Origin of the sequence: Desulfatiglans sp. (genome assembly GCA_012513605.1) — a bacterium.
GTDB lineage: Bacteria > Desulfobacterota > DSM-4660 > Desulfatiglandales > HGW-15 > JAAZBV01.
In genome coordinates this window covers 20,739-33,310 of record JAAZBV010000089.1, presented here as the reverse complement: position 1 = coordinate 33,310, position 12,572 = coordinate 20,739, and the positions used below count along the sequence as shown (strand labels likewise).

At 43.7% G+C, this 12,572-nt stretch carries 9 protein-coding genes; 4 read left to right on the top strand and 5 right to left on the bottom strand.

Annotated elements, in window-relative coordinates; all coding sequences use genetic code 11:
* The first annotated feature begins 11 nt into the window (after positions 1-11).
* From GX654_11825 to GX654_11810, 4 genes are all read left to right on the top strand, one after another.
* Positions 12-1,232, top strand: coding sequence for a sugar ABC transporter permease (locus GX654_11825; protein ID NLD37546.1), 1,221 nt, complete (start codon positions 12-14; stop codon positions 1,230-1,232).
* 306 nt (positions 1,233-1,538) lie between these two features.
* Positions 1,539-3,110 carry a tannase/feruloyl esterase family alpha/beta hydrolase gene (locus GX654_11820; protein ID NLD37545.1) on the top strand — a complete coding sequence of 524 codons (1,572 nt, stop codon included), beginning with the start codon at positions 1,539-1,541 and terminating at the stop codon, positions 3,108-3,110.
* Between the two features lie 96 nt (positions 3,111-3,206).
* On the top strand, positions 3,207-4,844 hold the full coding sequence (locus GX654_11815) for a carboxylesterase/lipase family protein (protein NLD37544.1): 1,638 nt from the start codon (positions 3,207-3,209) through the stop codon (positions 4,842-4,844).
* 28 nt (positions 4,845-4,872) lie between these two features.
* Complete coding sequence (locus tag GX654_11810; GenBank protein NLD37543.1) at positions 4,873-5,631, top strand: DUF3800 domain-containing protein; 759 nt, start codon at positions 4,873-4,875, stop codon at positions 5,629-5,631.
* 146 nt (positions 5,632-5,777) lie between these two features.
* Here GX654_11810 and GX654_11805 read toward each other — a convergent pair whose 3' ends face one another.
* From GX654_11805 to GX654_11785, 5 genes are read right to left on the bottom strand one after another with little or no spacing between them, the layout of a single operon-like run.
* A complete protein-coding gene (locus GX654_11805) occupies positions 5,778-7,211 on the bottom strand; it encodes an ABC transporter permease subunit (protein ID NLD37542.1) in 1,434 nt (477 codons plus the stop codon).
* Positions 7,212-7,225: 14 nt separating this feature from the next.
* Positions 7,226-8,632, bottom strand: coding sequence for an ABC transporter permease subunit (locus tag GX654_11800; GenBank protein ID NLD37541.1), 1,407 nt, complete (start codon positions 8,630-8,632; stop codon positions 7,226-7,228).
* A gap of 30 nt (positions 8,633-8,662) precedes the next feature.
* Entirely contained in the window at positions 8,663-10,114 is a 1,452-nt protein-coding gene (locus GX654_11795) for an ABC transporter permease subunit (protein ID NLD37540.1), read from the bottom strand.
* A 13-nt stretch (positions 10,115-10,127) separates the two neighbouring features.
* Positions 10,128-11,582: an ABC transporter permease subunit gene (locus GX654_11790; GenBank protein ID NLD37539.1), complete on the bottom strand. Its 1,455-nt coding sequence runs from the start codon at positions 11,580-11,582 to the stop codon at positions 10,128-10,130.
* 3 nt (positions 11,583-11,585) lie between these two features.
* The gene (locus GX654_11785; GenBank protein NLD37538.1) at positions 11,586-12,350 is read right to left on the bottom strand and encodes an ABC transporter ATP-binding protein; all 765 of its coding nucleotides are present in this window, start codon (positions 12,348-12,350) and stop codon (positions 11,586-11,588) included.
* Between the last annotated feature and the right edge of the window lie 222 nt (positions 12,351-12,572).

The following is a 12,572-nucleotide window of genomic DNA, read 5'->3' as shown; positions in this document are numbered from 1 at the left end:
AAGGAGACAGAATGAGTAAGATTGTTGATTCCCTCCATGCAAATTTTCGCACATATTCCATGGTAATAGCCCTTGTGGTGATCTGGATATTATTCAGCATACTGACAAACGGTGTGTTTTTTGAGCCACGGAACCTCTCAAACCTTGTAAGGCAGACCTCCCTAATCGCCATACTTGCCATCGGCATGGTACCTGTTATTGTTACAGGCAACATAGACCTCTCCATTGGTTCTGTTGTGGGCTTCATAAGCATTATAGTTGCCTACTGCCAGTATTTTATCTTTCCCGGTTTCCTGAGCGGGCTCTTTCCTTCATTTGAGGCACAGACAACCTTCCTTGGGATATCCACCAGCATGAACGGCGTAATATCAACAATCCTTTCAATTATTGTTGCACTATTTGTTGGTCTTCTTGTGGGAATCTGGCACGGTACTCTAATTGCCTATCTGAAGATACCTGCATTCATTGTGACATTAGGCGGGTACCTTGCATTCAGAGGCGGGGTGCTGCTTGTAAGCGGCGGCAGGACCATAAGCCCTGTTGAAAATACACTGGTAGAGATCGGCCAGGGTTATATCCCTAAAGATATAGGGATGATTCTTGCTATACTGGTTGTTATCTCTGTCTTTGCATTCATACTGTGGGGCAGGGGCCAGAAATTCAAATACGGGTTTGAAAGATATTCCATTACAAAAGACCTCTTCAAGGCATCCCTGATATCGGCTATCGTGCTCTTCTATGTCTTATATATAGCAAATGGTTATGAGGGTATACAGAACCCGGTACTTCTGATGGTGATCATCCTCATGATCTTTACCTACCTAACAAACAATACCCGCTTTGGCCGTTACATATACGCATACGGCGGTAACCGTGAGGCTACAAGGCTCTCGGGCATCAATACCAGCTTTATAATCTTCAAGGTCTATATCCTTATGGGGATCCTGTGTGCTGTGTGCGGGGTCGTTTTAACAGGGTATGTATCAGCCGGCACAACATCAGGCGGCAACCTGTATGAACTCCTTACCATTGCTGCCTGTGTTATAGGCGGCACAAGCCTGATGGGCGGCGAGGGCTCTGTTGCAGGCGCTGTAGTCGGGGCACTGGTGATGGGAAGCCTGAATAATGGCATGGACCTTTTAGGCTGGACCAACTCAAAGCAGTGGATCATCCAGGGGCTTGTTTTGATTATTGCGGTTTATGTTGATGTGGTTTCAAAGAAGAAGAGGTAGTATTTATCCAAAACAAAGATTTTGGATAAAGGCTTTCAGCATTCAGCAATCAGCGTTCAGCCAAATCCTTTGTGTTTGTGACTTAATCTGATATCTGAAGGCTGATGGTTCATTTTATGTAGAGACAAGGCATGCCTTGTCTCTACGAGGTGAAAATAATAGGTTGTTGCATCGAAATCGTTATCTAAATCGAAATCGTAATCAAAATCGATTTCGATTTTGATTACGATTTCGATTTAGAGACCAGGGTGATGCGATAAACGGCACTGTGCCCCTGCCATAATTAACCCATCAGGAGGATAAAACATGAAATACTATTCAAGGCTAAATTTATCAGTTTTTTTGACATTAATACTCCTGATACAAAATGTCTTCGGAGAGGAATGGAGTTGTGAAGACCTTATGCAGTTTAAAGTGGAGGGATGCAACCTCTCCATTACAAAGGCCGCAACCATTCCGGAGGGGAAAATGCAGTCAACCCCATTTGGCCCCCCTGCATATGACGGGATAATACCAGCGTATTGCCGTGTTGATGGGGAGATAGATAAACGTATCGGGCATGAGGATAAACCCTATGCCATAGGCTTTGCCATTGCCCTGCCAAAAAATTGGAACGGGAGGCTCATGTTTCAGGGCGGCGGCGGTATGAATGGGACAGTTGCAGACCCCATAGGCGCCCAGGGGGGCGGCATACCTGCCCTTGCAAGGGGATTCGCCGTGATCACATCCGATACTGGCCATAAAAGTGGAGGTGGAGCCTTTGATACCTCCTTTATGTCAGACCAGGAGGCCTACATGAACTTCCTCTACAAGGCCATTGGCAAGGTTACTATGGTCGGTAAGGAAATAGTCAAAAAGCATTATGATAAACCAATCAGCTATTCCTATTATGTGGGCTGCTCCACCGGAGGCCGTGAGGCAATGATCATGTCACAGCGCTACCCTGATTACTATGATGGTATTGTATCAGGCGCGCCGGCCATGAGAACCAACTACTCAAACCTTGGCACAAAATGGATGCAGGTATCTCTTAATCAGGCAGCGCCCCTTGATGCAAATGGTAACCCTGTACCGGGAGGGGGCCTTTCTGAAAAGGACAGCCAGTTACTGATTGATTCATTCCTTAATGCCTGCGACATGAAGGACGGGGTAAAGGATGGTATGGTTTTTAACAACACCGGTTGTGCCTTTGATCCTGAAAAGCTGCAATGTAAGGGTGAAAAGGATGATGACTGCCTGACAGAAAAACAGGTAAAGGCGGTTAAACAGGGATTGGCCGGCCCTGTTACATCAGGCGGAGTGCGTGTATATTCTCCTTTTGCGCTTGATACAGGTTTGAATGCAAAGGTCGGGATCCCCGGACTTCTGGTAATGACACAGAGCATACTCGGCCCCCCTGTAAAAGATACGACAATGGATATTGACAAAGAATATATTGAAAAGACCGATGGTGTTGCAGCGGTAGGGGATACCTTTTTATGGACAAACCTCACCACCTTTTCAGGGCACGGTGGAAAGCTGATATTTTACCACGGGATGAGCGACCCCTGGTTTTCTGCCCTTGACACGGTTGATTACTATAAGCGTCTTATAAGAGACAATGGTGGAGCGGAAAAGGTGCATGATTGGAGCAGGCTTTTTCTGGTGCCCGGGATGTGTCATTGCAGCGGAGGGGAAAAGACAGTTGATTCATTTGATATGCTGAGTGCCATAACTGCCTGGGTGGAAAAGGGTGTTGCACCTGACAGGGTTATCGCAACCGGAAGGAATTTACCGGGCATAAGCAGGCCACTCTGCCCATACCCGGAATATCCCCATTATAAAGGTGCAGGGGATAGCAATAATGCGGATAATTTTAAATGCAGGAATAATATTTAGAAATATCTCAAGGAGGCTCTCATGAAGCAGAATAAAAAATTTTACAGTAATTCAATCCTTCAACAACCTGTAAACCGCCGCACTATTTTGCGCACCATGGCATTTGGGGCCGTGGGGCTTTCAGTCGGGTTAACGCCTGCATGCCAGCCTGTTCAGGAAAAGAAGGAGCCTTTGCCTGAGCCTATTGTTAAAACCCAGTACGGGCCGGTGCGGGGCTATAATAATAAAGGTGTCTATACATTTCGTGGTGTCAGGTATGGTGCATCAACAGGAGGTGAAAACCGCTTCAAACCGCCAAAGGCCCCTAACCCATGGACAGAAATCCGTGATGCCTCCTCATATGGTTATCGTGCGCCACAGACAAACCCGGCTGCTCCCTTTAGCATGTCACCTGATACAGAGATAGGTAAGATACTTCTGGCATCTGATGGCTTCAGGGTGCCTGCGCCTGAAAGTGAAGACTGCCTGTTTTTAAATATCTGGTCTCCTGCCATTGATCAGAAGGAAAAACGGCCTGTCATGGTATGGCTTCACGGCGGAGGTTTTTCAATGGGCTCTTCATCAGACCTGCTTTACGACGGCACAAACCTTGCCAGGAGGGGCGCTGTTATGGTGGGCGTGAATCACAGGCTGAATGTGTTCGGGTACACGCATCTTGGTGACATAGGTGGAGAAGAGTTTGCCCATTCAGGTAATGCAGGCCAGCTTGATATAATCTTTGCCCTGAAATGGATACAAGCAAATATAGATAAGTTTGGCGGAGACCCTGATCGTGTGATGATATTCGGTGAGTCAGGCGGAGGGGCAAAGGTGTGCATGCTCCTTGCCTCACCTGCTGCAAAGGGGTTGTTTCATTCCGCTGTAATAGAGAGCGGCCCAGGGATCAAGGTGGAGGAACGTGAGTCAGCAACAAAGGCGGCAGAGGCCCTTCTTGAGGAACTTACAATCACAAAGGAAAACCTTGATGAGATACATAAACTGCCAACAGAAAAGATTCTTTCCGCCTATTTTGCAGCCACTGCAAAGCTAGTCGGCCAAGGTGGTTTCGGGCCTGTTATTGACCCTGTTATTTTGCCTGATCATCCCTTTTTTCCAAAGGCCCCTCTCATATCCGCAAATGTTCCCATTATGGTAGGGTGGAACAAGACTGAATCAACTGCATTTTCACTGGGCCAGGATGAGCTCTGGGCCCTTGATGAAGAGGGTTTAAGAAAAAGGGTAGAGATGATTGCAGGCGCGGAAACAGAAAAGCTCATAGGGCTTTATCGAAAAATTAACCCCAATATGTCACCATCATCCATCTACTTTCATATAGCAAGCTATTCAGGCATGGGCTCAGGCTCTGTCACCATTGCAGAACGAAAGATGGCCCTGGGCAAGGCCTCTGCATACCTGTATCGCCTTGACTGGGAAACCCCTGTGCTGAATGGAAAGCTCATATCACCCCACGGGCTTGAGATGCCGTTTGTGTTTGATAATGTTGATGAGGGTGGAATCGGGCTATCAGGAGGGGGAGCAGAGGCACAGAAGATGGCGGATAAGATGAGTGAGGCATGGATCGCCTTTGCAGCTACAGGCGATCCCAATACACCTGAAAGCGGTCTACCGCTGTGGGACCCTTATGATACATTAAAGCGGCCGACCATGATATTTGATAAAGAGAGCCGTGTGGAGTTTGACCCATTAAAGGAGCAGCGGATTATATTTGAAAAGATAAATGAGATGAAGCTGTAAATTTTATTTGGGAAGAAAAATGTACCTGATGCATACAGATGAAAGCGGTGACAGTGGTATTGTGAACAGCCCTACCCGGTATTTCGTGTTATCAGGGATTGTTTTACATGAACTCCGCTGGAATGAATACTTATCAAGATTGATTGAATTTCGAAAAAGAATGAGAAATGCCTTTGGCCTGCTTTTAAGAGAAGAAATTCATTCTGCCAGGATGATTAACAGACCAGGTGAATTGGTGAGAATAAAACGAAATGATCGTTTAACAATTATAAGAAACTTTATAGATGAAATTGCTACCATGCAGGATTTGAGCATCATTAATGTAGTCATTGATAAAAAGGGAAAGGCTGCTGATTATGATGTGCTTGAGAATGCGTGGAAAATACTTCTTCAGAGATTTTCAAATACTATATCTCATCGTAATTTCCCAGGTCCTGCAAATCCAGATGACCGGGGATTGGTTTTACCTGATATGAGTGAAATTAAAAAGATTACCCAAATTATTCGAAAAATGAGGAGATATAACCCCATACCAAATCAGACTGAATATGGTGCAGGGTATAGAAATTTAATGATTTCTAACTTTGTTGAAGATCCTTATTTTAAAGATTCAGAAAAATCATATTTTATTCAAGCTGCGGATGTAGTTGCTTTTGCATTATATCAAAGCATTGCTCCTTCATCATATATTAAGAGTAAGTCCGGGCAGAATTTTTTTAAAAGATTGAAGGGGGTTTTATGTACTGTAGCATCTTCAAAGAACCCGGATGGGATTGTCTGGGTATAAAAAAAGGGACCTTTCGGCCCCGGGTGAATCCTACTACCCAGTTATGCTGAGGTTCAGATTCGCTAATAAATTAATATGTTAGTGTTAAATTGTCAAGAAATTACTTTTTAACAGTGTCTTGCTCGAATCAGAGCATACCCTCTTTTTCACCTCACATCATAACGGATAAAAGCAATAAATGTCCCGGCGATGGTAATCAAGATGTAAAATGATATTATGGTTATATCGATCACCGTGGATTGCAGCACCTGTTTCAGGTCAGGGTTTATATAGATAAATTGCGGTATCTCCCTGGTATCAATATTTTCAGGTTTTTTATCTTTAGAAACCTGTGCAAATATTCCGCCTGATTTATCTTCTTTTTTGGTAATAAATGTGTTGAAGATTTCTTTATATGCCTGCAGTTGATCTTCATATCTTGTTTTTATATTTACCCCTGTACCGGAGAGTTCCATGGCGGCAAGCTGAAAGGCAGATGCAGGAGAGAACCTTGACAAAGAAAATCCAAGCCTTTCCTGTTCAATCTTCCTGTTACGCCACTCCTCATTCAATGAAACATGGTATTTATCTATCTCCTGGTTAAGCTCTGAGAATTTTATTGTCACATCTTTACTGTATTGTTCCCGCAATTCATTCGCCTTGTTTTGCCGATCCTCATCGTTTAAAGATTCAATACGTTTCCGGTATTCGCTTGAACGCCCTGACAACCATTCGGAAAGTTGCCTGGATGTATCTCTGTTTTTTTCAGTAAGTTTTGCTGATATTTCTGCAGCAGTAGGCACCGATAGAAACTGGCCCGCTATCATTACACCGGCGCGGGGAATGATCAGGACAAAACCGATCCATATTACAAGCAGGTATAAAAAAGAGCTGGAGGCAACTTTGCTGAGGGAAGAAAACAATACCCCCAGGCAGACAAAAAAACTCAAATATAGACCTGACATAAATATCAGCAGAAAAAACCGAATCCAGTGCGCCGATGTCATGGGTATGCGGCAGATCAATACCAGCGCAATCCCAATTGCAAGAGGTATTATGAGAGGTATCATAAGACCAAGCCATGACCCCGCAACCTTTGCCAGGACGTAGGTTGTTCGTGGTATAGGGTTTGCGAAATTGAGTTTCAGCGTTCCGACCTCTCTTTCACCGCAGATGGAATCATACGTGAAGAGAATGGCAAATAAAGAGAGGACTACCTGTACAATAAACATAAGGTCCAGTGATCTGAATATCGCGAAAAGAAGCTGATCAGAGTATCGGCTGGCATAAAGTTTTATGATATCTCCCCTGATAATAGGGGACTGCCTGCCAATATCATTATTAACCCCGGTAACAAAAATATGCATCGGGTCAGGACGGCGCACAACATTCAGGCGCACACTTGACCAGCTTGTCAGCTCCTTTGTCTGCTGATCCAGCTGGGCATTCATTGTCTCGTAATGTCTGACTCCGGTTTTGTATTCATCTATCCCTATGTATATACTCAAAATAACAAGAATAGAGCAGACAAAAAAAACCGCGACAAATTTGGGGCTCAGTAGAATGGCCTTCAACTCTTTTTCTATTAATGTTTTAAGCATGAGTATCTTCCAGATTACCTTGGGTCGTATCTTAAAAATGCAATAAATGCCCCTGAAAAAAACACCAGGTTGAAAATAAGCAGTATGGCTATATCAGGAAAAACCTTTCGCATAATAAGGGCAGGTTCACTTGCCTGAAATATAAACTCAGGGATCTCAGATGGTTTAATCGGGTTAGCCTGCATATCGTCCTGGTTCTCTTTTTCTCTTTTCTCTATAAAGTCCGAATAAAACCCGGAATATATTGCGACCTTTTCCCTGTAATTGTTTCTCAGGCCAAGAGAGGTGCCGCATAATTCAGTCGATGCCAGGGTAAGCACCGCAGATGGAGAAATGCGTGCTATCCAGAGGGCGAGCCTTTCCTGTTGAGCCTGCCTGTTATAACGCTCCTCATAAAGGCGGCTTACATATATCCCGAGATTTTTATCCATATCTGCCTGGATATTTTCTAAAGTTACTGAAATTTTCTTTTGTGTCTGCTCCATTGCCTCAGGGCTGGTATCTCCACTTTGGGCTAATTCTTTGTAAAAGCGATTATAGATATCATTGAGTTTTGTGAGGTATTCTCTGGATTGCTGATTCGCCATCTGGAGCCGCTGGTAATAAATCTTAGATGTTGATGGCACTTCAATCATATTTCCGGCCAGTAATGCCGAGGCCCTGGGGATGATCAAGACTGAGCATACCCATATTAACAGCATAAAAAGGAAAGAGCTTGATGAATGTTTCGTGATACATGAAATAAAGACTGAGAGCGTTAAAAACACCCCCAGGTAGAGCATACCGCATACAATCAGGATAATAAGCCTTAACCATTCCCCTGCTGATAAAGTGACTCCCATCACAGGAAGAAGCAGCAATCCAATCAGGAGGGGCACAAGCAGGGGCAGCCCAAGCGCTGCAAAGGCACCGGTTATTTTACCGAATATAAAGATGGCGCGGGGCACAGGGCTCGCAAATGAGAGCCTTAAAGTACCTCTTTCTTTTTCACCATTTATGGCATCAAAGGAAAAAAGTATGGCAAAAAGCGAGAGGACTATCAAGAAGACAAACTCAAGGTCCATAAAACGAAATACTGCAAAAACCGGGTTAACACTGTATGTGCTGTCGCGAAAGGCCTGGTAGCTTCGATCATATATGACTGCCGATCTCCCAATATCATTGGATATCCCTAAAACCAGCGATGCAAGGGGTTCAGGGGGAAGAAAAACCGTGCGCCTTGAAGTTATACTATCTGATTTTTCATACTGGCTGATCTCTGCTGCCCTGGATGCATTATATTCCTCCACACTATTTTGGTAATTCTTTATGCCTGTATAAAAGGCCATGATTATAAGTAGAGAACAGACACCAAATGTGGCGGCAAATTTTGTGGAGAGGATAATCTCACGTAATTCCTTGAATATTATGAGCTTCAACATAACCTATGCTGCTGCCTCCAATAATTAACGTTACCTCACATCATACCGAAGAAATGCGATGAATGATCCGGCAACTGCGAGCAGGATATAAAAAGAGAGTATTCCTATATCGATTACAGTTTTCTGCAGTAGTTGATCGATATCAGAACCTGAAAACTCAAACTGAGGAACTTCACTGATATCAATGGGTTTGGCTTTTCCTTCCAACCTCGCCTGATAGGCCTGATAATCGTCCTTTTCTTCCAGGTCTTTTTTATCACGAAACCTACTGAAAATATCTCTATAATTACGAATCTGATCTTCATATTTATATTTCAGATCAATTCCTGTTTCCGCGAGGTTATCGGCGGCCAGTTGAAACGCCGATGCGGGTGAAAACCTTGACAATGAAAATCCAAGTTTTTCCCTAACTGCCTTTCTGTTTCTCCAGTCTTCCTTTAAAAGGGCGTCATATGCAGCCCTGTCTTCGGAAAGCTTTGCCCCTCTTGTTTTTATCCCTGCGAGCGTCTTATCGCTGAGCTCTTTATATCTTTTTTCTATTTCTTCTCGACTTAAAGAGGTTGAAGAAAACAGAGCTTTTTGTTCAGCCGTCTCTTTATCCATAATTTCATTGGTAACCTTCCTGTACTCTTCAACAAGCTCACGGTTTTTTATTGAATATTTGGAAGCTATTTGGGTTGCGGTTGGAACCTTGACAAAGTGACCGGCGATCATGACCCCTGCCCGGGGAATGATCAAAACGAAGCATACCCATATAACAAGCAGGTAAAGAAATGATGTTGAAGCCCTTCTGGTAAGTGAGGACACGAGAATACCCAGACATAGAAAAAAGCTGAAGTACAGGAATGACACACCCATCAAAACAGAAAACCTGAGCCAGTGCGACTTTGTCATTGGGATATCGTAGATTATAACCAGCAACACACCGAGTAAAACAGGTATAAGTAGTGGAATAACAAGACCAATCCAGGAACCCAGAATTTTTGCCGCAATATATCTTGCCCTGGGCACCTGGTTTGCGAAACTCAGTTTTAATGTGCCGGCTTCTTTTTCTCCGCAGATAGAATCATATGTAAACAGTATTGCAAAAAGAGAAAGAACAATCTGTACAATGAACATAAGATCCATTGATCTGAATACTGCAAAGATTGTATTTTCCGAATAATGGCTGTTATATAATTTTATTACCCTTGCTATGGGAGCCTGCCTTCCAACATCATGGGTAATTCCGGTTACAAAAATCTGCATGGGATCAGGACGTCGTCCAACTGTAGTGCTCAGGCCTCCCCATGAAGTGGTCTTCTTCAGTTGCTGGGTATTGTTTGACACAACCGATTCATACTGGGACATGGCTGCTTTATAATCTTCGATTCCCAGGAAGAAGCTGAGAATAATAAGAATGGAGCAGACAGAAAATACAGCAACAAATTTGGGGCTCAGCAGAATACTCTTTAATTCTTTTTCTATTAATGTTCCGAGCATATTCAACTCCAGATCAGCGCAGATCATAGCGCAGAAACGCCAGAAATGAGCAGCAAAAGAATATCAGGTTAAATAATACCAGTATGGCAATATCAGGCAGGGCGGCATTTAAAACCGTTGATAATTCAGGTGACTGATACATAAACTCGGGAATTTCTCCGGTATCTATAGGTTCAGGGGGTTTCTTCTGCACCTGACTGTTCTGGTTAAACAAGCTCATGGGCAGAGTGCCTATAGTATAGCCGGTTTTATCTTTTATAAATTCTGCAAGTGATTTTGAGTATGATGCGGCATTTTCATAAAATTGATTTTTTAGATCTATTGATGTGCCGCATAGTGTTGAAGAAACCAGTGTAAATAATGAAGCAGGCGATAACCGTGATATATTAAAGGCAAGCCTCTGCTGCGCTATCTGCTTATTGTGCCTTTCTTCATACAGACGACCAACAAAGGCTTCGACTTTTTGATCATATTCGACTCTCAACTTTTCATGAAAATTACGTATTTTTGCCATATAACTGTCCGCTGTCTCCTGGCTATTATTACCGTTTTTAGCCCTTTCCAACATCAGTTTCTGGAAGAACTCATTCGATCGTTTTGAATATTCTAATGAGTTTTTTTCTTCCATCTGGTTCTGCTGGAATAAAATACTGTTAAGCGAAGGGACCTCGACTGAATTCCCGGCAATCAATACCGAGGCCCTGGGGATAATAAGCACGGAAAAGACCCATATTACCAGAAGGAAAAGAAATGAGCTTGATGAACGTTTTGTAAGGCATGACATAAATACAGACAGGGTAAGGAACACTCCCAGGTAAAGAAGGCTACTCACAATAAAGATAACAAGCCTGGCCCATTCACTGTTTGTCATTGATATCTCCATTAGGGGTAGCATTGCCATACCAATAAGAACCGGTATAAGAAGAGGCACAACCAGAGCCAGAAAAGAACCTGTGAGTTTTCCAATAATGTAATTAGCCCTTGGAACTGAGTTGGCAAAGGAAAGCCTTAATGTGCCCCTCTCCTTTTCACCATTAACAGCATCAAAGGCAAAAAGTATGGCAAACAAGGAAAATATTATCTGAAAAACAAACTCGAGATCCAGAAAGCGGAATACCGCAAAAACCGACTGCTCGCTGTATGTGCTTTCATCAATAAAAGGAAGGGAACCGCCGTCAACAGTCGCGGTTCTGCCTATATCGTTGGATACTCCCATAACAAGGCATGCAAGGGGTTCCGGCGAAAGAAAAACCTTGTTACTGGTCACATAACCCCACTCTGTAACTGTTTCAAACTGCTGAAGCTGCGCTGTCTTTGAATCATTGTACTCCTGAATTCCGGTATGATAATTCTTAATTCCAGTATAGAACGCCATGATAATAAGAATGGAACATACGCCAAAGGTAGCAACAAATTTAGCAGAGCCGATGATCTCACGCAATTCCTTGAATATGATGAGCTTTAACATAACCTATGCTGCTGCCTCCATATGCCCTGCCATGTATTTCATGTAAAGCTGCTCAAGGTCTTTGTCAGTCAGCTCATCCCTTCCTGCCTGCATCACGAGTTTGCCCTGGTTCATTATCCCTACTGTATCTGATATCTCACGTGCCCGGAATATGTCATGGGTGGACATTAATATGGATTTGCCTTCGCTCCGCAGGTTATCCAGCAGTTGTATAAACTCATAGCCTGCCTTCGGGTCAAGGCCTGATGTGGGTTCATCCAGAAGTATGGCCGGTGCGTCCTTCAGTATGGCTATTGCTATACCGCATTTCTGGCGCATGCCCTTTGAAAAACCCTTAAGGCGTTTATTATGTGCCTCTTCCTGTAAACCAACCCTTAAGAGTACATCACGGTAGTCATCCCTTGTGTAGTTTTTCTTTCCGCCCAGTTTTGCAAAATAGTCCAGGTTCTGTATGGCGGTAAAATTCTGGTAGAGCATAACATTCTCTGACACAAAGGCGAGCTTTTCTTTGGCGAGTAGTGGTTCCTTGTGGGTAACTATCCCCATAACCCTTGCTTCACCGGATGTGGGCTCTATAAAGTTAAGAAAGAGATTTATGGTAGTGGTCTTACCTGCCCCGTTCGCCCCAAGCATGGCATATATCTCTGAACTCTTTATGGTAAATGAGAGCGCATCAAGGGCCAGCACCCCATCCTCATAACGCTTGGTGAGTTTATCTGCCTCAAGGACTACCTGATTTTCTGATAAGGAATTAATTGATTCTGTCATTGGTGTAAGCCTCCTTTTTTGTATCTAATGTTATAAGGCGGGTGTAAGCCCTTTTGTTGTTGAATTAAGGAAACCACACAGGCATTTCGGCTTAATCTTAATTCAACAACATAGGAAGCAAAACCCCATGCTTTGTTTTCCCTGTTCTTTGTAGGGTTGGGCTTTATGCCCGATCGAAAATATTGTTATCCTGTCAACACTGCGGGCACAGGTGCTGTGCCC

Bases quoted from the DNA above. Each gene is read 5' to 3' on its own strand.
- GX654_11810 (NLD37543.1), top strand. From the start codon at position 4,873: ATGCATACAGATGAAAGCGGTGACAGTGGTATTGTGAACAGCCCTACC.
- GX654_11795 (NLD37540.1), bottom strand. From the start codon at position 10,114: ATGCTCGGAACATTAATAGAAAAAGAATTAAAGAGTATTCTGCTGAGC.
- GX654_11790 (NLD37539.1), bottom strand. From the start codon at position 11,582: ATGTTAAAGCTCATCATATTCAAGGAATTGCGTGAGATCATCGGCTCT.
- GX654_11800 (NLD37541.1), bottom strand. From the start codon at position 8,632: ATGTTGAAGCTCATAATATTCAAGGAATTACGTGAGATTATCCTCTCC.
- GX654_11815 (NLD37544.1), top strand. From the start codon at position 3,207: ATGGCATTTGGGGCCGTGGGGCTTTCAGTCGGGTTAACGCCTGCATGC.
- GX654_11820 (NLD37545.1), top strand. From the start codon at position 1,539: ATGAAATACTATTCAAGGCTAAATTTATCAGTTTTTTTGACATTAATA.
- GX654_11805 (NLD37542.1), bottom strand. From the start codon at position 7,211: ATGCTTAAAACATTAATAGAAAAAGAGTTGAAGGCCATTCTACTGAGC.
- GX654_11825 (NLD37546.1), top strand. From the start codon at position 12: ATGAGTAAGATTGTTGATTCCCTCCATGCAAATTTTCGCACATATTCC.
- GX654_11785 (NLD37538.1), bottom strand. From the start codon at position 12,350: ATGACAGAATCAATTAATTCCTTATCAGAAAATCAGGTAGTCCTTGAG.